The organism is Asticcacaulis benevestitus DSM 16100 = ATCC BAA-896, assembly GCF_000376105.1.
GTDB classification, from domain to species: domain Bacteria; phylum Pseudomonadota; class Alphaproteobacteria; order Caulobacterales; family Caulobacteraceae; genus Asticcacaulis; species Asticcacaulis benevestitus.
In genome coordinates, this window is the sequence record NZ_AQWM01000002.1 from 64,301 (window position 1) to 83,534 (window position 19,234).

16 protein-coding genes are annotated in these 19,234 nt (G+C 61.2%); 2 read left to right on the plus strand and 14 right to left on the minus strand.

Translation table 11 applies throughout. The features are described 5' to 3' along the window. Position 1: 1 nt before the first annotated feature. The 7 genes from kdsA to B060_RS0103775 form a co-directional block, all read right to left on the minus strand. Positions 2-862: a 3-deoxy-8-phosphooctulonate synthase gene (gene kdsA, locus B060_RS0103745; protein ID WP_155847802.1), complete on the minus strand. Its 861-nt coding sequence runs from the start codon at positions 860-862 to the stop codon at positions 2-4. 143 nt (positions 863-1,005) lie between these two features. Then, positions 1,006-1,788, minus strand: coding sequence for a 3-deoxy-manno-octulosonate cytidylyltransferase (locus tag B060_RS0103750; RefSeq protein WP_018080414.1), 783 nt, complete (start codon positions 1,786-1,788; stop codon positions 1,006-1,008). After that, positions 1,789-2,775 carry a KpsF/GutQ family sugar-phosphate isomerase gene (locus tag B060_RS0103755; RefSeq protein WP_018080415.1) on the minus strand — a complete coding sequence of 329 codons (987 nt, stop codon included), beginning with the start codon at positions 2,773-2,775 and terminating at the stop codon, positions 1,789-1,791. 114 nt (positions 2,776-2,889) lie between these two features. Next, positions 2,890-3,189: a winged helix-turn-helix domain-containing protein gene (locus B060_RS0103760; protein WP_018080416.1), complete on the minus strand. Its 300-nt coding sequence runs from the start codon at positions 3,187-3,189 to the stop codon at positions 2,890-2,892. Between the two features lie 2 nt (positions 3,190-3,191). After that, entirely contained in the window at positions 3,192-3,815 is a 624-nt protein-coding gene (locus B060_RS0103765; protein WP_018080417.1) for a hypothetical protein, read from the minus strand. Further along, positions 3,812-4,453 (minus strand): hypothetical protein, encoded by a 642-nt coding sequence (locus tag B060_RS0103770; RefSeq protein ID WP_018080418.1) that lies wholly within the window; start codon positions 4,451-4,453, stop codon positions 3,812-3,814. The genes B060_RS0103765 and B060_RS0103770 overlap by 4 nt, the downstream gene beginning before the upstream one ends. After that, positions 4,450-5,655, minus strand: a complete 1,206-nt coding sequence (locus B060_RS0103775) for an acyltransferase family protein (protein ID WP_018080419.1) — start codon at positions 5,653-5,655, stop codon at positions 4,450-4,452. The genes B060_RS0103770 and B060_RS0103775 overlap by 4 nt, the downstream gene beginning before the upstream one ends. Before the next feature lie 140 nt (positions 5,656-5,795). On the opposite strand from B060_RS0103775, the gene B060_RS0103780 reads away from it, so the two are divergent. After that, positions 5,796-6,650 carry an alpha/beta hydrolase gene (locus B060_RS0103780; RefSeq protein WP_018080420.1) on the plus strand — a complete coding sequence of 285 codons (855 nt, stop codon included), beginning with the start codon at positions 5,796-5,798 and terminating at the stop codon, positions 6,648-6,650. Between the two features lies 1 nt (position 6,651). Here the strand turns inward: B060_RS0103780 and B060_RS23835 are convergent, their stop codons facing one another. From B060_RS23835 to B060_RS0103815, 7 genes are all read right to left on the minus strand, one after another. Continuing rightward, complete coding sequence (locus tag B060_RS23835) at positions 6,652-7,884, minus strand: Yip1 family protein (protein WP_018080421.1); 1,233 nt, start codon at positions 7,882-7,884, stop codon at positions 6,652-6,654. Between the two features lie 158 nt (positions 7,885-8,042). Further along, positions 8,043-9,662 (minus strand): MFS transporter, encoded by a 1,620-nt coding sequence (locus B060_RS0103790; protein WP_236621630.1) that lies wholly within the window; start codon positions 9,660-9,662, stop codon positions 8,043-8,045. 213 nt (positions 9,663-9,875) lie between these two features. Next, positions 9,876-12,533 (minus strand): M1 family metallopeptidase, encoded by a 2,658-nt coding sequence (locus tag B060_RS0103795; protein WP_026172576.1) that lies wholly within the window; start codon positions 12,531-12,533, stop codon positions 9,876-9,878. 245 nt (positions 12,534-12,778) lie between these two features. Continuing rightward, entirely contained in the window at positions 12,779-14,575 is a 1,797-nt protein-coding gene (locus B060_RS0103800) for a bifunctional protein-serine/threonine kinase/phosphatase (protein WP_018080424.1), read from the minus strand. A 74-nt stretch (positions 14,576-14,649) separates the two neighbouring features. Continuing rightward, complete coding sequence (locus B060_RS0103805) at positions 14,650-15,858, minus strand: molybdopterin molybdotransferase MoeA (protein WP_018080425.1); 1,209 nt, start codon at positions 15,856-15,858, stop codon at positions 14,650-14,652. After that, positions 15,858-16,427 (minus strand): molybdenum cofactor biosynthesis protein B, encoded by a 570-nt coding sequence (moaB, locus tag B060_RS0103810; RefSeq protein ID WP_018080426.1) that lies wholly within the window; start codon positions 16,425-16,427, stop codon positions 15,858-15,860. The genes B060_RS0103805 and moaB overlap by 1 nt, the downstream gene beginning before the upstream one ends. Positions 16,428-16,480: 53 nt before the next feature. Beyond that, entirely contained in the window at positions 16,481-17,899 is a 1,419-nt protein-coding gene (locus B060_RS0103815; RefSeq protein WP_330217082.1) for a mannitol dehydrogenase family protein, read from the minus strand. A gap of 204 nt (positions 17,900-18,103) precedes the next feature. Between B060_RS0103815 and B060_RS0103820 the strand changes: the two genes are divergently transcribed. Next, a complete protein-coding gene (locus tag B060_RS0103820; RefSeq protein ID WP_018080428.1) occupies positions 18,104-19,153 on the plus strand; it encodes a LacI family DNA-binding transcriptional regulator in 1,050 nt (349 codons plus the stop codon). The last annotated feature ends 81 nt before the right edge of the window (positions 19,154-19,234 follow it).

The window sequence follows — 19,234 nt, forward strand, 5'->3', positions numbered from 1 at the left end:
TCTACTTCCCCTTAGCCAGATCATCGAAGGCGCGGAGCGTGCCGATCAGATCTTTCATCTTGTCGATATAGATCATGTTGGGGCCGTCGCTCGGCGCATGATCGGGGTCTTCGTGCGTTTCGACAAACACCGCCGATACACCGACGGCGCACGCGGCACGCGCCAGCACCGGTGCGAACTCGCGCTGACCGCCCGAGGTCGTGCCCTGACCGCCCGGCTGCTGTACCGAGTGGGTGGCGTCGAACATCACCGGATAACCGGTCTGGGCCATGATCGGCAGGCCGCGGAAATCGCTGACCAGCGTGTTGTAACCAAAGCTGGTGCCGCGATCGCACAGGATGATGCGTTCATTGCCCGTTGATGCGATCTTGTTAGCAACGTTCTTCATATCCCAGGGCGCCAGGAACTGGCCCTTCTTGACATTAATGGTGCGGCCGGTGGCGCCGGCGGCCAGCAAAAGGTCGGTCTGGCGGCACAGGAAGGCCGGGATCTGGATGACATCGACCTGCTTGCCCACCGGCTCGCACTGGTGGGTATCATGGACATCGGTCAGAACGGGACAGCCGAACTTGTCGCGGACGGCAGCCAGGATATCGAGGCCTTCCGCCATGCCGATACCGCGCGCCGTACCGATCGAGGAGCGGTTGGCCTTGTCATAGCTGGACTTGTAGATGAATTTCGTGCCGGTTGGCGCGCAGGCCTCGGCGATCTTCTCGGCCATCATCAGGGCGTGGTCGAGGCTCTCGATCTGACACGGCCCGGCGATCAGCACGAACGGTTCGTCGCCGCCGATTTTGACCTTCAGCTGGCCGAAATCACCGATCTCGAAGACCTTGGTTTTGACGTGTTGCGGCTGGATCATGTTCATCTTCCTCTGACAGACTGCGCTGCCAATTATGTTAGCCCCTCACCCCAACCCTCTCCCCGTAAACGGGGCGAGGGGGTTTAAGGGAAATCGCGGCCGACAGGGCCAAGCGCCCCCGCACGGCTGAGGAGCTTTCCCCTCTAAATCACTTGTTCGATGCGGGCGACATCGACGGGGTTGTTCAGTTCCCAGAACACGCGACCGCGGCCGTCGACCTCGACACAGCGTATCGGCATGCCGTTTTCCAGAAAACGCAGTTGCTCAAGGCCTTCCCAGGTTTCCAGCGGGCCGACCGGCCAGCTCGAATAGCTCTTCAGCGCCTGCTCGCGGTAGCCGTAGACGCCGACATGGTGGAAGACCGGGATGGTGTCGCCCTCGCCAAACGTCTTGCCGGTATAGGGAATGACTTCCTTGGAGAAGTAGAGCGCGTTGAGGTTTTTGTCGAACACCGCCGTGGTGCCACCGACGCGACCATTCAGGCGATCCTCGACGAAGTTGGCGTGGGTCTGGGCGTCGCAGCGCAGGACCGGCGTGGCCATCTGCACCGACGGGTCGGCCTTCATGGCACGGATCAGGTCTTCGACGAACCAGGCCGGGGTGAGCGGCGCATCGCCCTGTAAATTGATATAGAGATCGGCAGATTCGCTCAGGTGCTGCAGCGCGTCGGCGCAGCGTTCGGTGCCGTTGGCGCAGGATTCCGCCGTCATGATCACGCTAGCGCCGAAGGCCTCAGCAGCATCCTTGATGCGGTCATCATCGGTGCAGACATAGACCGAGGCGACATCCACCACGCCCTTGGCGGCTTCCCAGGAGCGCTGGATCAGCGATTTCGGCACGCCATCCTTGCCGGTCAGCATGACCAGCGGCTTGCCGGGATAGCGCGTCGAAGCATAGCGCGCGGGGATCAGTATGATGGTCTTCACTTAAGCAACTCCCGCACGCAGGCAATCGTGGATATGGATCAGGCCGACCGGCGCGTGGCTCTCATCGACCGCGAACAGGCAGGTGATCTTCTTGTCGTTCATGATGCCAAGCGCCTCGGCGGCGAGAGCTTCAGGACGGATGGTGCGCGGGCCGGCGTGCATGACCTGTTTCGCGGTCTTCTCCATCAGGCCGGTCATATTGCGGCGCAGGTCGCCGTCGGTAATGATGCCGGCCAGCTTGCCATTGGCATCGGTGACGCCGACCACGCCGAAGCTCTTGGCGGTCATTTCCAGCAGGGCGTCGCTCATCGGCGTCAGTTCGCCGATCAGCGGCAGGGCATCGCCCTTGTGCATCAGTTGATCGACGCGCAGCAACTGCGCGCCGAGCTTGCCGCCGGGGTGGAAGGTCTTGAAATCGGTCGGCTTGAAGCCGCGCTTTTCCATGATGGCCACGGCCAGGGCATCGCCCAGCGCCAGGGTCATGGTCGTGCTCGTGGTAGGCGCCATGCCGATGGCGCAGGCTTCCGGCGCGGCGGGCAGGACCAGCGCGATATCGGCCGCCTTGAGCAGGGTCGAATCGGGGCGCGATGCCACACCGATCAGGGGGATGCCAAAGCGGCGGGTATGGGCGATGATGTCCGAAAGTTCCGAGGTTTCGCCGGAGTTGGACAGCACCACCACCACGTCATCGGCGGTGATCATGCCGAGGTCGCCGTGCGAGGCTTCGGCGGGGTGGACGAACTGCGCTGGCGTGCCGGTGGAGGCGAGCGTCGCGGTGATCTTGGCGCCGATATGGCCCGACTTGCCCATGCCGGAGATGATGACGCGGCCCTTGGCGGCGTAAAGGATCTCGACCGCCCGCACGAACGCTTCCGAAAGGGAACCGGCAAACAGTAGCAGGGCCTCGCCTTCGATGCGCATCACGCGCGCGCCGGTAGCCAGAATTTCGGCGCGGCTGTTGATATCGAGAGGGGGGCTTAAGGTCATAGTCATTCCATATGGTACGCGCGCCCCTCTTAGCAAGATCGGCAGGGTCGGACAATCCAAATGCGGGCCTTCGCGAACGCTTTAGATCTACGGGCATTGCGCAAAACGCATGTTCTAACGCTTGGAAACCAGATTGGACAAGGCATCGAGATAGTTGGCGAAGGCCTTGCGACCAGCCAAAGTGATGTGAGCGCGTGTCAGGGGTTTGCGGCCCTGAAAGCTCTTGACGATCTCGACATAGCCCGCCTCTTCCAGCTTGCGCAGATGGACCGACAGATTGCCCTGGGTCGCCTCCAGCACCGCCTTCAGCTCGTTGAAATCGGCGGCTTCGGCGTCCATCAGATAGGCCATGATCCCCAGACGCAGGCGTCCGTGGATGGCGTCATCCAGCTTATTAATATCAAAAGCAGCCATGGTTACTTACGCGCCTGTGTCATCATGTACCAGCCGCCCCCTCCCATGATAACGGACAGGGCCAGGCCCAGCACCAGCACGTAGTGCGGGGTGCCGAGGAGGAAGCCCAGGGTCAGGGTGGTGACGAACCAGCCGGCGGATATGACCGCCAGCCAGATCTGCTTGCGGATCATGTAGGCCGTATACCAGACCGCTCCCTGAAAAGCGCAGACCGTGATCGGGTACAGCAACCAGATCAGCATGCTTTTTTCGGTGATGGCGACATAGGCAAATACCCCGACCATGAACAGATTGGCCAGTCCGGCGCTGCTGAAGGCGGCATTGAGCGCGCGTGTGGCCACACCATTTTTCGGCACCTTGCGATCACGCCACAGGATGACGCCCATCACGGCCAGAAAAACGATCGAGGGCAAAAAGCCGGCGATCAGATTGCCCCACAGGCCCAGATTGACGATGCCGACCAGATGCGCCCATTGGGCCAGGCATTGCAGCCCATAGCACACGCCGCCGGCGAGATAGAGGGCCCCGCCTGAAATCTGCGCCCGGCTGCCTTCGGTGACGAGTGCCTTGACGAAGGCCAGATCGGCCTGAATATCCCGCCCGGTGCCGGCGCTGTTATCGCTCATGTGCCTGACTCCTGCTGGCGGTTAAGGTGCGTCATGGTCCAGCCGGCGCCGCCCATCAGAAGGATCAGTGCCACACCAAGCACGAGAAGATAGGTCTCAGTATGGCGGATCATCAGGCCCAGAGCCATCGTGGTGACGAACCAGCCGGCCGATACGAAGGCCAGCCAAAGTTTGCGCCGGATCATGTAAGCGACATACCAGACTGCGCCGAAAAAGGCGCAGATCACCACCGGATAGAGAAGCCAGATCAGCATGCTTTTCTGGCTGCTCGCCACATAACCAAAGACGATGGCGAGGGCAAGATTGGCCAGTCCGGCCGAGGCGTAGGCGGCATTGAGCGCCCGCGTGGCGACGCCCTGCTGTCCGCCCTTGCGGCCTTTCCAGCCCACATAGATGATGACGGGGACGGAGACAACAATGGGGAACAGGATGAGAACCAGCCCGATCAGCGGGGACGAGGGAAGATCAAACGCCATCTGCGCCCAGTAGGCCAGACAATCGATTCCGTAGGCCAATCCGGCGGTCAGGAAGATGATGCCCGCCGCCCCTTGCGTCTTCGGTCCCTCGCTGACGAGGGCCCTCAGGAAGGCGAGGTTTTGGGAGGCGTCGTCGTCGTCATGTCTCATCTCGGGTGTCATGCCGTGGCCTCCCCTTCTTGGGTCGCGTGCTTCGTCTTGCGGCGGCGGCCGTTAAGAATCGCCCCGATGAAGCTGTAGCGTACCATAATTTGATAGCTGAGAATGCCAATCGCCAGGGTGCTGAACAGGACGATGGCGAATTTGGCTTCGGCCGGCAGGGCGAGGTCCTTCACGACGTACTGGAAGACCAGCAGCACCGGGATATGGATGATATAGACCCAGTAGGAGCTATCCGACAGCAGACGCAGCAGCGGGCTTTCGCGCCTGATGAAGCGATGCGCCATGCCGATGAAGGCCAGCACCCACGACCAAGCGCTGAGGCCATAGATCAGGATATAGAGCGGGTGATCGCGGCCATTGACCGGCACCAGGACCGGTGTGCTGCCAATCATGTTAAGGCAGATGATCGTGCCGACAACCGCGCTGAACAGATAGAGCCAGAAGCGATGGGCGAAATGCGCCAGCAGGTCGGCGCGGCGATGCAAGCACCAGCCAAAGGCGAAGGAGATGGTAAAGCCGGCCACAGCGGTGGGGTTGGGGATCAGGCCGGTATCAGGCGTGGGTATACCGAACCACAGGGCCGCCTGCGGATTGAGATACATGGTGATGGCGACCGGCAGGAACAGCACGACACTGATCAGGTCGCTTTTGGTCAGGGCGCCGACCACGCTATCGACCAGGCGCCCCAGCGGCTTGCCGATATGGAGCAGATCGACCGTAAGCTTGAGGACAATGGCGCCGGCGCACAGGATCAGCAGCACATAGAGAAACCACAGGTGCGTCAGCGGGAAGGTGTGGATGTCAAAGGCCGTCGGTGGCGGGGCTGGCGGCGCAGGCGTTCCCGGTGGCGGCATGTTGGCAATGATCATCATGGCGACGATGGCGGTGATGACGATGGGCCAGAAGACAACGAGCGGTAGGGCCAGACGCTTCAGGCGATTGACGGCGAAACCCCAGACACCGCGCCTGCCCACCATCATATGCGCGAAGAAGCCGGCCATGACGAAGAAGGTGGTCATGCGGAACATATGGATGACGTAGAACAGCAGACTCAGGCTGTCGGCGTGATGGATATCCTTGATGATCCAGATCCGCGGCTCGATAAAGGACATGGTGGCGTGCAGGGCCACCCCCAGCGTCAGGGCCAATCCGCGGACGGCATCGAGATCGTGATAACGCTTAAGAGTTACATTTTCAGCCATGAGAGCCTCCCTTGATGAGACGCCATGCCTCAATCCGACTGCAATTATATCAACAAGTTTGTTATGTAAACTAGTTTTACAAAAATCACCTTGCGCCAAGCATAATTCCTTTCAATAGTTGCGGAAACCGTGGGGGTGTGATGTTGACCAAACAGGCTATTCTTAAATTGGCTCGCAACCTGTTGCTGGTTGTGGCGGGACTGATGGCCGTGGCCTATTTGGGCGTGATCGGCTATCTCTATATCAACCAACGGCATATGCTTTATATGCAGGTTCAAGGGCACGAAACCCCTGATATCAAGGGTCTGAAGATCGAGGATATCAGCCTAAAAACGGCCGATGGGGAAGCCCTGCAAGCCTGGTATGAGCCGCCGAAACCCGGCATGCCGGTGATCCTTTTCCTGCATGGCAATGCCGCCAGCCTGGAAAAGGGCAAATGGCGCTATATCCGCATGCACAAGGAAGGCGTCGGCTATCTAGCCCTCGCCTATCGCGGCTATTCCGGTTCGACCGGTACGCCTACGGAAAAAGGCCTTTTGACGGATGGTCTGACGGCCTATGACTGGCTGCGAGCCACGGGATTCAAGGACAGTGATATCGTTATCCACGGCCATTCGCTCGGCACCGGTGTCGCCACCTGGCTGGCGACGCAGCGGCCCGCCCGCGCGCTGATACTGGAAGCGCCTTTCACGGCGACATCCGATGTCGGGGCAGAGCGTTATCCGTATATTCCGGTGTCGTTTCTGATGACGGACAAGTTCCTCAGCCGTGAGCGAATAAAGGACGTCCATATGCCGGTGCTGATCGCCCATGGCGACAAGGACAGGGTCGTGCCGTTTGCTCAGGGCGAGCGGTTGTTCGCTTTGGCCAATGAACCGAAGGTTTTCATACACATGCACGGATCAGAGCATAATACCCTGACCCGTGACGGCGTTTATAACGCGTACTGGCGTTTCCTCGGCCTGCCGGAAGATCCGGCCGATCCTGTGCCGTAAATTACTTCGTCAGGGCCTGCGCGCGGCCTAGATCGATGCTCGCCACCGCCGATTTCAGCGTGGCCATGTCGACATTATCGCCTTCGGCTTCAACCGTGATGCGGCCATTGGAGACCACGGCGTATTTGCCGTGCTTCGATTGCGTGTCGTATTCCTCGGTGACCATCTGGCCATTCTGCGTCGTGACCTTTTCATAGCCGGTGGCGCTGCTGCTCGACGTGTTGATATTGACCGCCGCCGCCATGGCGCCGAAACCGGCCATGGTGCCCATATCGGTGACGGTGACGTGGACCGAGCCATCGCCGATGCGGTAGGTGCCTTCGGCGGTCGAGACCGCCATGCCGCCCATATTATTGGCCTGGGTACGGTCATCGCTGCGCGCCACGCCATTGAGCGACGGCGGCAGAAGCGCCAGAAGCGCGCCGGCATCCGCCAGCTTGACCGTCGTCTGACCATTTTCCATGGCCGAAGCCTGGGCGGCCATCTGGTTCGCGGCTGTTTCCATCTGATTAGCAGCGGCTTCCACCTTGCTCAGATTGGGCGCGACCACCGTGTTGTGAGAAGAAAAGGCGCCTAAACCGCCTGCGCCCATCATGCCGGCAGCGGTGATCGAGCCGATGATCGCGCTGGCGATCAGGCCCAGCACGAAATAGATAACCGCAACCACGATCATATAGACGATGGTCTTGTCAGCCGGGTTCTTCATCAGCTTCGGCATACCAAGATAGAAGAGGTAGATGCCATAGATCCAGGCGAGGAGCGCCAGAACACCGAGCGCGGGCAGCAGGCCGAAGATACCGGCCACCCAGGTCGCGGTCGAGGCATAGGCAGCGAGCTTGAGCGCCTGGATGAAATTTTTCTGGCCGTTAAAGCTGGGAGCCAGACCATCAATGACCAGGGCTACGACATAGATCATGACGAGAGACAGCACATAGCCCACCACGGCCCCGATGATCGCGGCGGTCAAAGGCGTATGGTAGGAGATGCCGAAAGCACCGATGCCGAAAACCACGCCGCCAACGGCGCTGGCCACCGGGCCGATGGCCGCCAAAGGCAGGATGTAGCTGGTGTAAAGCGTCTTGACGTCGGTCGTTTCACGCTCGATCACATCCCAGGTCGCGGTCGGCTTGAGCAGGATGGCCTGCACGCGCTCGATCAGATTGTTGGGGTTTTTCGGATTGGCATAAGGGTTGGGATCGGGTGCCTGAACGGGCGGTACGGAATCGTCGGCCATGGGTGTCGCCTTTTGAAGGAAATGAGATATGCAAGGTGGCACTGTTGGGGCGAAAAAAGCCTGCCTCGCCCCGTGATGGCGAACCTTGGCCAAAAAAAGGCCCCCGGTCAATCGACCGAGGGCCTTTTGTTTCAACGTTTTCGTGAAGTTAACAGCTCTTACCTGTTAAAATCGAGGTGGCGATTGTCCTTTACGAACAGCAGGCCAATGACCACCGTGAAGGCCGCGATCCCGACCGGATACCACAGGCCGTCATAGATGCCGCCCGTCGCCGCCACGATGGTGAAGGTGATGAAGGGCAGCAGGCCACCGAACCAGCCATTTCCGAAGTGATAGGGCAAGGACATCGCGCTGTAACGGATGCGCGCCGGGAACATTTCGACGAGCGCCGCCGCCATCGGGGCATAGACCATTGTGACGAGCAGGACGAGCAGGGTCAGGATGCCCAGAGTCTTCGGATAGTCGATCGTGGCGTTATCCGCCTTTGTCGGATAGCCCGCCGCCTTGAGCGCGCCACCCACTTGCTTGACGAAGTCGGCCTGAGCGGTTTTCAGCGCCGCGCCGGTCAGGTTCTTGCCCTCAAAGGACGGGATGACCGTCTGACCGATTCGCACCGAAGCGACAGCGCCGGCCGGGGCCGCTTCATTGCTGTAGCTGAAACCGCCCTTGGCGAGGTAGGACTTGGCGATATCGCAAGATTGCAGGAACTTGGCCTTGCCGACCGGATCGAACTGGACAGCGCAGGCGGCCTGATCGGCCACCACCACCACCGGCGAAGCTTTTTGCGCCTGTTCGAGCGCCGGACTGACCGCGCCGGTCAGGGCGCCGAACAGCGGGAAATAGCCCGCCGCCGCCAGAACAAGGCCGGCCAGAATGATCGGCTTGCGCCCGATGCGATCGGACAGCCAGCCAAAAAAGATAAAGAACGGCGTGCCGATGGCCAGCGCCCCGCCGATCAGCCAGTACGAGGTTGAGAGATCAACGTGCAGCATCTTCTGCAGGAAGAACAGCGCATAGAACTGGCCGGTATACCACACCACGCCTTGACCGGCCACGAGACCGAACAGGGCGATCAGCACGATCTTGAGATTGCGCCATTCGAGGAAGGCTTCCCTAAGTGGGGATTTTGACGTCCGGCCTTCGTCCTTCATGGCCTGGAAAACCGGGCTTTCGTTGAGCTTCATGCGAATCCAGATCGAGACCAGCAGAAGGACGATCGAGAACAGGAACGGCAGGCGCCAGCCCCAGGCCTTGAAGTCTTCCGGGCTGACATAGTGCTGGGTAACGCCGATGGCGACGAGCGCCAGCAGCAGGCCAAGCGTGGCCGTTGTCTGAATCCACGCCGTCATCTGGCCGCGTTTGTTATCCGGAGAATGCTCAGCAACATAGGTGGCGGCGCCGCCATATTCGCCGCCCATGGCAAGGCCCTGCACCAGGCGCAGACCGATCAGGATGATCGGCGCGGCGATGCCGATGGTGGCATAGTTGGGCAGGACGCCGACGAGGAAGGTCGACAGCCCCATGATGACCATGGTGACCAGAAAGGTATGCTTGCGGCCGATTTTGTCGCCCATGCCGCCAAAGACCATGGCGCCGAAGGGCCGCACCACGAAGCCGGCCGCCAGGGCCAGCAGAGCGAAGATGAAGGAGGTCGTCGGGTTGATGCCTTCAACCTCGAAGAACTGCGTGCCCATAATGGCCGCCAACGTGCCGAAAATATAAAAGTCGAACCATTCAAAAATGGTGCCCAGCGATGAAGCCCCGATCACAAGCCACATGCTCTGTTTTTCTTGGCTTTGCTTTTTGTGACCTGTTTCGCCTGATGTCGTTGTCATGTCGTCTCAACCCCTTGGGCGCGTTCGTCCCTGTTATGTCGTCTGGAGCCTTTGCTCTCTTTGAAATGAGAAATGACACAGGGTTGACCGAAGGGCAAGGCATGAAAAAGCCCTCCGGTTCGCACCGGAGGGCCGTAGCTACATGCGTTGTAACGCTTATTGCGCCGCTTTGAGCGACTGCGCCAGCTCATCGGACTTGGCGTCCTTGAGCGCATTGCAGGTGCGCATACCTTCGAGCATACGATCAAAGGATAGTTCGCCGCGGCCGGCGGCCTTGACCTTCGGACGCATGATCTGATCGACCTCGTCCGCCTTGGCCGCCGAGCAATAGCGGCCCGGCAGGGAGGCGATGCGGCCGGCGGAGAAGATGCCCGCCCCGGTCGAGAAGGTGTCATAGTTGGCCTTCAACCAATCATAGGCCATGTCTCGCGTGTCGTTGCTGCCCATCAGACCGGCGATCAGGCCGGTCTTGTCCGGATTACGCAGACGCTTGTCGCTGAGGATCCCGAAGATCCAGGTCGCCGTTTCCGGCTTGGCGTCGGCGGTGACCGAGCGCATGGCGGCGCTACGAATGGTCTCGTCGCTGGCGGTGAGGGCACGCTCCAGCATCGCCTTGGCGGCGGGCAGGCCGCCCTCCTCGACATAGACGCTCAGGGCGCGGCCACGATAGGCCTGATCGAGCGCCTTGTCGTCACCCGCCAGGTAGGCGTTGGCGGCGTCGAGCAGTTGTTTGCGGACCGCCGCATCACGGGCATCGCCGGCCACAATGCCGACCAGGCTCTGGCGCAGTTTGGAGGTATCCGGATCATCGTTGATATAGGCATTGGCCTTGGGATCAAAACCCAGAGCGGCCAGACGCGGCGCATAGATGGAATCCATGACCCGGCGATAATCGGCCAGGGACGCCTCACCGATAATGCCTCGGCTGCGCAGGTTGGAGAGGTTGCCCCCCCCGCTGACGGCCACGTTGGAATCCTTATTGTTGACCATGATGCGTGCCGCCTTGATGAGCTCCGCAGCCGGCAGCTTGCCCGCGTAGAACTGGCCCCACAGGCTGTCGATGGTGGCTATGCCCTCGGCGCCCGAAAGCTTGTCGCCGGTCGCGAGCAGGGCATCCCAGTCCGCAAGCGTCAGATTAAAGCGGTAATAGCCGGTGCCGCCGGCATTCGGCATGAAGGCGCCCGGCTTATCGACGCCGAGATTGCCCTGCTTGTCGGACAGCATGAAACAGCCGGTATCGGCGTCACGACGGATGCACAGCGGGATGGTCCAGGTCTGTTCGGGCAAGGTGGTGCCGAGGCGGGCATAGCGCGATTGTGTCGCCACCAGCCAGCCGCCATTGTGGCTGAAATCGATGACCGGGAAGCCCTGCTGATCGACGAAGCTCTTCATCGAATCGAGCACTTTCGGATTTTGGGCCGCATCGGCCAGGGCACCGAAGAAATCTTCCGAGGTCGCATTGCCATGCGGATGACGCGACATGTGCAGGCGGACGCCGGCCTTGAAGCGTTCGTCACCCAGATAGCCGGCGATCATCGAAACGACCTGCCCGCCCTTGCCATAGGTGATGCCGTCAAACGCCGAGTCGATATCGCCATTGCGGGTGATCGGCTGGTGAATCGGACGACCGACCTTGAGCGCATCGGAGCCCATGGCATCGAAACCCTCTTCGACCGCGCCGACACCAATGTTCAGCTCAGGGCGCCATTCGTTGCCGATGCGGTAGCCCATCCAGTTGGCAAAGCTCTCATTGAGCCAGATATCATCCCACCAGGCCGGGGTGACATAATCGCCGAACCACTGGTGCGACAGTTCGTGCGCCACCACCATGCCGAATTCCTGCTTCTGCGTGGTCGAGGCACCTTCCGGCAGCAGCAGGATGTTGTCGCCGTAGATGTCGGCGCCAGCGTTTTCCATGGCGCCCGGCATGATCGGCGAAGCGATCTGGTCGAGTTTCGGATAGGGGAAGCCCTGACCGAAATAGGATTCGAGGTGGTTGACGATGGCCGGTGTCTCATTGAGCGCGTATTTCAGCTTATCGGCGTTCGGCTTGGTGGCGATGATGCGGATTGGCAGGGGATGATTACGGAACTGGTTCGCCGGCACCGCCCCCTCGGCTGTGACGAACGGGCCGACGACGAAGGCCATCAGGTAGGTCGGCAGTTTTTCGGTCGGGTAGAAGATATGGGTCACCAGCTTGCCGGCGGTCACCTCGCCATCACGTGGCGCGTTGCTGACCGCGAGCAGGCCGGGCTCAGTGGTGATTTTCACGCGGAACTGGGTCTTGAAGCCCGGCTCATCGAACGACGGAAAGGCGGCGCGGGCGTCGATCGATTCAAACTGCGACCAGACGTACCAGTCACCACCAACCTGAACGCGGTAGAGACCGGCGGCGTCGTTGGTGAAGGGGGCATCGTAATCGAACACCAGCGTGATCTTGCCGGCAGGCACGGCCTTGGCGAAATCGAGGCGCGCGACGCCCAGATCATCGACCTGGGTATATTTGGCGCTGATCACCTTGTCGCCAACCATGGCGACCACTTTCGACACCTTGAGGTCGCGGCCATGCAGGTAGAGCGACTTGGTTTCCGCCTTCACATTGACATCGATCTCGACATGGCCGGAGAAGCGCGGCTTTGAAGGCACAATGGTCAGGTCAAGACGATAGGCCAGCGGGGCAGCGGCATCGGGCAGCTTGCCCTGCGGCGCTTGCGCGTCTGCGACAATGGCGGCAGGCGGGGCGGCCAGCGCCATGACGGGGGTGAGCGCGGTCGAGGCGAGGAGCAGACCGGCGGCAAAAAGCATTGAGCGCATAGGATATTTTCCGGGTTGGAGCAAAGCGCAAGGCCAGGGCTAGGCGACCCAGGGAAGGCCTTACGGGATCATTGGAAATGAAACCAGTTGGCAGGGTTAGCACAGCAATTTTCCCCCGTTTATTACATTTTTGTAAGGTGCTGTCGCGCCTGCGCCGCAATTTAGCGCAAACCTTGGGTTTTTAAGAAAAACGCCCCACCTCAAACAAGCTTTAAGCTTTCGATAGGAGGGTGCGGCCTGACAGTTTAGCCGTTCGGGCGGGCGATCCAGCGCAAGGCGTCCATCACCCAGGGCGGCAGGACGATATGATAGCGTGAGGTCAGCAGCATGGCCACGATGACCAGCGCCAGAAACAGGCTGACGCCGCGCCAGATGCCGATCTGATTGCGGCCGAGCCACGAATGTTTGCGGAAGAAGTCCGGCTCCGCGCCATGGGCGCCGGTTTCCAGCTTGAAAGCCATCTCGAAACCATCCCGGAAGCGGTCCTGCGGATTGGGCGCCAGCGCCTGCAGGATCAGGCTGTCGAGCCAGGCCGGCAGATCACCCCGACGACTGGTCAGGAGCTCCGGCTTGCTGAATTTCGGCGTCTGGCCGGTTTCGATCTCGCCGAACGGATAGGCCCCCCCGGTAAACAGGCGATAGAGCGTCACGCCCATGGCGAAGATATCCGAGCGTTCATCCCCCGGCTTGCCGTCAAAAAGCTCAGGCGCCTTGTAGCTGGGCGTGCCGGGCACGAACAGGCTGTCCTTGTCGATGCCGGGAATCCGCGCCACGCCGAGATCGACCAGCTTGAAACCGCCCTCCGGCATCAGGATGATGTTCTCCGGCTTGACGTCGCGGTGGATGATGCCGGCGCGATGCAGCGATCCCAGCGCCTTGGCCAGCTTGGTGGCGATGGCGACGCCCTCCTCCAGCCGGATTTTCGGCGCGCGTGACAGGCGATGTTCGAGGGTCTCGCCGGCATAATAGGGCTGGGCGACATAGAGGCAGCTTTGGCGGCCGGGCGCAATATCAAGCACCGAGCCGATCCACATGTGCTGGACGCGACTGGCCACCCAGGCCTCACGCATGAAGGCCGAACGCGCCGAGCTTTCCGAACCGATGGTGTGGGGCTTGGGAAATTTCAGCACGACATGCGGGCTGACGCCGGTGCGGAATTCGCGCATATCACGCGCGCGGAAAACGCGGCTGTAGATGCCATCGGCCAGTTGGCGATCAAGGCGGAAGCCGTCGATGGTTTCGCCGGTATGCGGCGGCTCAATCATCGGCAATTTGGCGATGGCGAGGTTGAGGTCTTCGATGGTGGCCGGCGGCAGGTCGATGACATCGATCACCATGGCCGTAGCGTTGTCATCGCCGCCATGGGCCAGGGCCATGCTGACCAGCTTCTGCGCCGTCTCATCGGGTGAGGTGCGGGCATCGAGCAGGGCCAGGATCTGCGTCTGGCTGACGAAGCCATGCACGCCGTCAGAACACAGCATCAGGCGATCGTGCGGGAAGATATCGTGGGCGCCGTAATCGATGCGGATGGCCTCTTCGGCCCCGACCGCGCGCGTAATGAAGGAACTGCCGTCGGCGCCTTCGGGTTTGTGGTCCTGCGTCAGGAGTTCGAGCTGCCCCGCGCGCAGGCGATAGAGTCGCGTATCGCCGGCGTGGAAACTGTGCAGGCGGCGGCCCTTGATCACCACGCCGGTAAAGGCGGCGCACATGCCTTTGAGGTTTTCGTTCTTCTGGCCTTCGCGGAAAAGCCAGTAGTTGATGCTCTCCAGCGCCCGCGCCGCCGTCTTGCGCGGCGACAACAACTCCGACTGGCCGAGATAATCGTCGATAAAGGTGCGCACCGACAGCTCGGCCGCCACGCGCCCGCCCTTGCGGCCCCCGACGCCATCAGCCAGCGCTGCGACGGCACCGTGAAGACGCTGGCCATCTTCCAGGCACAAGGCGGCGAAATCCTGATTTTCATCGCGTTTGCCGATATCGCTGGCAAAACCGGCGGCGATATCAAGCTTTGAATCAGGCGATGTCGGGGGCGTAGGGTTCATGCCCTATCTGTGCATCGGCGAACCACGTTCGTCCAGACCCGCGCGAACTTATGGCGTTTGGCGTGACTTTTATGTCAAAGCCGGTCCAGAGGCAGGACGATGACACGCGCACCGGTCTTCTGCGCCGCAGCCCCCGCCGGCAGGCGGATCAAGGCGTCGGCGCGGGCGAAAACACTGACCAGAGACGAATCCTGGTCATCGAAGGCTGTCACCTGAAGCTGGCCATAGGACGAACTGGAGAGCTTCGCCCGCAGATAGGCCTCACGCGGGCCGGCCGGACCAAGCACGCCCTGCACCAGGGCCGTGACGAAAGGCGACGTAGCCTCCATGCCCAGCGATGCTTCGATCCAGACTTTAAGAAACAGTTGCGCCGTCACGAAGGCCGAGGCCGGATTGCCGGGCAGGCTCAAAGCCCGCCGGCCATCCTCAAGCGCGCCAAAACTGGTCGGCTTGCCGGGGCGCACCTTGACGCTGTCGAAATCGAGCGTCAGGCCCAGTTTCGCCAGCGCCGGCTTGACCAGATCGTAGTCACCGACACTGGCGCCGCCCACCGTGACGATCAGATCGGCCTTCACGCCTTTCAGCGCCTTGTGAATGCCCTTGGCGTCATCGCCCTGCAAACCGAGATAGGAGGCCTTACCGCCCCACTGGCGGATCAACGCCATCAGCGCGTAGGAGGCCGATTCATAGATTTGATCCGCCTTCGGATTATATCCCGGCAGCACCAGTTCATCGCCGGTGCACAGCACGACGACGTGCGGGCGGCGGACGACCGAAAGCGTATCGCAGCCCGCTGCGGCCGCCAGTGACAAACGCCATGGATCGAGGCGTACGCCACGCTCCAGCAGGGTATCACCGGCCTTGAAATCCTGCCCGGCCTTGCGGATATGGGTTGGCATCGGCACGCGGCCATCCGGCGTCAGCTCTATGATCTGTTCACCGCGGACGACGTTTTCCTGAATGACAATGGCGTCGCAATCGGCCGGCACGGGAGCGCCGGTGAAGATGCGCACCGCCTCGTCGGCCCCGAGGCGCCCTTCAAAGGCGCGGCCGGCCGAGCTTTCGCCGATCACGGTCAGGGTCGCCTGATCGCCGCTCAAAAAGTCCTTGCGCGTGGCGTAACCGTCCATGGCCGAGGCGTTGAACGGTGGTTGATCACGGCTGGCGAGCACCGGCCTGGCCAGCACACGGCCCATCGCCTTGCCGAGCGGCACCTTTTGCTTGCGCGCCTTCAAGGCCCGCGCGCGGACCAGGGTCAGCGCTTCGTCTACCGTTACCGCCATCAGCGTTCCTTCAAACGCGGCATCAGTTCGACCATGTTGCACGGACCATGGCGGCTATCGAGCTGCCAGCGGATTACCTTGTCCCAGCCATCCTTGACCGCGCCGTTCGAGCCCGGCAGACAGAAAATGAAAACACCATCGATGATGCCAGCCAGGGCCCGCGATTGCAGGGTAGAGAGACCCACCGTCTGGTAGCTCAGCATATGGAAGATGGTCGAAAAGCCTTCGATGCGCTTATACAGCAGGGGTTCGATGGCTTCGGGGGTGACATCGCGGCCGGTAATGCCGGTGCCGCCGGTGGTGACGATGGCGTCGACCGTGCCGGAATTGACCCAGCGCATGACGCGCTCGCGGATGGCGTCGATATCATCGCGCACAATGGCGCGATCCGCCAGCACATGACCGGCCCCTTCGACACGACGCGCCAAAACGTCTCCGGAGGTGTCGCTTTCCTCGTCGCGCGTGTCGGAAATGGTCAGGACGACGACATTGACCGGCTTGAAGGCGCGGTCTTCATGCAGACGGCCACCACCTAAGAACGCCCGTTCCGCTTCGCTGATTTCGCTCATACTGACCTCATCTGATTGTCTTATCTCAGATTTAGGCGCGTGGTCTCACGATCTCAAGCGAAAACACCCTCGCGCGTCAACAGTTGCGTGTACGCGGCCTCAATCGCCGTGATGAAGGTGGTATCGGTGGCCAGATCTTGCGGGAATACGCTGCGCATAGCCAGGAAACGGCTGACGTCCGACACATTATCCTGACAGGTCTTGCCGACCGCGATCAGATCGGTTGCCAGCGGGTCTGTCAGGGCATCGCCCGTGAGGGCCTTGCTGCGGATAAAGCGCATCCATGCCGCCAGAGGCAGCGACAGGCGGCGGATATCCTGACCGCGATCCAGCGCCTCTGTCAGCGAACTGAGGATACGGATGGGCAGCTTCTGCGATCCGTCCCAGGCTATCTGAGAAAGCTTGTGAACAATGGCCGGATTGCGGAAGCGCTTGAGGATGTCTTCGCAGTAGGCGATCAGATCGAGCCCTTCGGGCGCTTCCAGCAGCGGCACGACATCTTCAATCATCAGCCCACGGACGATATCGGCCAGTTCTGCATCCTTCATGGCCTCCGACACGCTCTCATAGCCGCGATGCAGCCCCATATAGGCCAGGGTCGAATGCGGGCCATTGAGCAGACGCAACTTGGCGCGCTCATAGGCCGGCACATTGTCCGTCAGGGTGACGCCGACGCTCTGCCAGTCCGGACCGCCATCATGGACGTGCTTTTCAATAACCCACTGGGTAAAGGCCTCGCGCTGGATCGGCCAGGCATCTTCGAGGCCCACCACCGCCTGCACGCGGGTGCGCAGCTCATCATCGGTGGCCGGGGTGATCGAATCGACCATGGTGCAAGGGCACTGCAATTGGTCCCAGATCCAGCGCGCAAATTCATTGTCCGACTGACCAGCGAAAACGGTCACAGCCGCCTTGAGGCGCTCACCGTTCTTCGGCAGATTGTCACAGGGGATCAGAACGAACGGCTTCAGACCCTGCGCGCGGCGACGGCGCAATCCCTCCGTGACATAGCCGATGAAGGACTTCGGTGTCTGCGGATGGGCAAGATCGTGGACAATGTCCGGATGCTGAAGATCAAGCGAGAAATCAGGCGCCAGGCAATAGCCTTTTTCGGTGACGGTCGAGGTCACCAGCGATACCGACGGGCGGGTCATGCGCTCAAAGACCGCTTCGATATCTTCCGGACCCACCAGCACCTCGCGCATGGCGCCGATGACGCGGTAGCTGATCTCTTCGTCGAGAATGGCCAGGGTATAGAGCCCATCTTGAGGGGCCAGCGCATCGCGCACGCCGGTTGAGTGCAGCGACACGCCGCAGATGCCCCACCGCGGATCGTTTTGCGCCAAGGCATCGAAATAGGCCGCCTGATGGGCGCGGTGGAAGGCACCCGGACCAAAATGGACGACCCCGGTGGCAAGCGACGCCGGATCATAGGCGGGTTTCAGGGCTTTGGCGGCAGACAGCTCAGACAAGGACAGGCGCATTTAAACAGTAACCCTATGCTTACAGATGGCGATTTTGAGCAACGGCGCCACAAAACCAGGCACCTGCAATCAGGGCACGCCATCGTCAAATCTTGATACCGGTGTCATAGGGCGTTGGCCGTCCTATTTCAAGAAATAATCCTGTTCAGTAAGCGCGAAGACCGCTAACCATGGCAAAACAAGCGACTGATAATGACGACATACGACGACGATATCGAGGCCTTCATAAAGAGCCGTAAAAAAGCGACCATCAATGATGTGGCGCGACTGGCGCGGCTATCGAAAAAGACCGTCTCGCGCGTCATCAACGCCTCCCCCAGCGTGCGCGCCGAGACGCGCGATCAGGTCAACGCGGTTATCGACCGCATCGGTTTCCGCCCCGATCCGCAGGCCCGCGGCCTCGCCTTCCGGCGCTCTTTCCTTATCGGCCTGATCTACGATAATCCCAACGCGCAATATGTCGTCAACATGCAGCTTGGCGCGCTCGACGCCTTGCGCGGTTCCGGCACCGAACTCGTGCTTCACCCGTGCGACCGTCACAGTGACCAGTTCATCAAGGATATCCGCGACTTTATCGAGCTTCAGCGCCTAGCCGGCGTTATCGTCCTGCCGCCGATTTCGGAGGACAAGCGCTTGCTGGGCCTGCTCGAAGACCTGAAAACCCCCTATGTGCGCGTGTCGGCGCTCCATCCGGCCACGACGAAGGGTGGTCATGCCATTCTGTCAAAAGAGCGGATCGGTTGCCGCGCCGCCGGCGAACACCTGGCGCAGCTTGGCCACACACGGATCGGCTTTATCGCCGGCCCGGACGGCTACCTTTCGGCCAGCGAGCGCCGCGCCGGCTTCCGCGAAGGCCTGCAGGCCCACGGCCTCGATATCGAACCGGCGCTGGAAGTGCAAGGCGATTACACCCTTGAATCCGGTCACGCCGCCGCGCTCCGCCTCCTGACATCCGATACGCGGCCGACGGCGCTTTTCGCCGGCAATGACGAAATGGCCATCGGCGCCTATAAGGCCGCGTTCGGGCTTGGCCTGCGCATCCCTGACGATCTCAGCATCTGCGGCTATGACGACAGCCCGATGGCGGAGCGCGTCTATCCGCCGCTCACCACCGTCCATCTGCCGACACGCGACATGGCCAGGGCCGCCGTGCTGACCCTGCTGCGTAGCGAAGGCGCGCCGGAAGACGCCCTTATTTTTGAATCCGCCCTTGTGGTGCGGCAGTCGACCGCGAAGGTTTGACACCCGCGCCACGAAATCGGTTGTCAAAATACATGACACCGGTTACCAGTTTTTCGTTATCGCCTTCATCTGGGTCGCGCG

Bases quoted from the DNA above. Each gene is read 5' to 3' on its own strand.
- kdsA (WP_155847802.1), bottom strand. From the start codon at position 862: ATGATCCAGCCGCAACACGTCAAAACCAAGGTCTTCGAGATCGGTGAT.
- B060_RS0103755 (WP_018080415.1), bottom strand. From the start codon at position 2,775: ATGACCTTAAGCCCCCCTCTCGATATCAACAGCCGCGCCGAAATTCTG.
- B060_RS0103760 (WP_018080416.1), bottom strand. From the start codon at position 3,189: ATGGCTGCTTTTGATATTAATAAGCTGGATGACGCCATCCACGGACGC.
- B060_RS0103765 (WP_018080417.1), bottom strand. From the start codon at position 3,815: ATGAGCGATAACAGCGCCGGCACCGGGCGGGATATTCAGGCCGATCTG.
- B060_RS0103770 (WP_018080418.1), bottom strand. From the start codon at position 4,453: ATGACACCCGAGATGAGACATGACGACGACGACGCCTCCCAAAACCTC.
- B060_RS0103775 (WP_018080419.1), bottom strand. From the start codon at position 5,655: ATGGCTGAAAATGTAACTCTTAAGCGTTATCACGATCTCGATGCCGTC.
- B060_RS0103780 (WP_018080420.1), top strand. From the start codon at position 5,796: ATGTTGACCAAACAGGCTATTCTTAAATTGGCTCGCAACCTGTTGCTG.
- B060_RS23835 (WP_018080421.1), bottom strand. From the start codon at position 7,884: ATGGCCGACGATTCCGTACCGCCCGTTCAGGCACCCGATCCCAACCCT.
- B060_RS0103790 (WP_236621630.1), bottom strand. From the start codon at position 9,662: ATGTGGCTTGTGATCGGGGCTTCATCGCTGGGCACCATTTTTGAATGG.
- B060_RS0103795 (WP_026172576.1), bottom strand. From the start codon at position 12,533: ATGCGCTCAATGCTTTTTGCCGCCGGTCTGCTCCTCGCCTCGACCGCG.
- B060_RS0103800 (WP_018080424.1), bottom strand. From the start codon at position 14,575: ATGAACCCTACGCCCCCGACATCGCCTGATTCAAAGCTTGATATCGCC.
- B060_RS0103805 (WP_018080425.1), bottom strand. From the start codon at position 15,858: ATGGCGGTAACGGTAGACGAAGCGCTGACCCTGGTCCGCGCGCGGGCC.
- moaB (WP_018080426.1), bottom strand. From the start codon at position 16,427: ATGAGCGAAATCAGCGAAGCGGAACGGGCGTTCTTAGGTGGTGGCCGT.
- B060_RS0103820 (WP_018080428.1), top strand. From the start codon at position 18,104: ATGACGACATACGACGACGATATCGAGGCCTTCATAAAGAGCCGTAAA.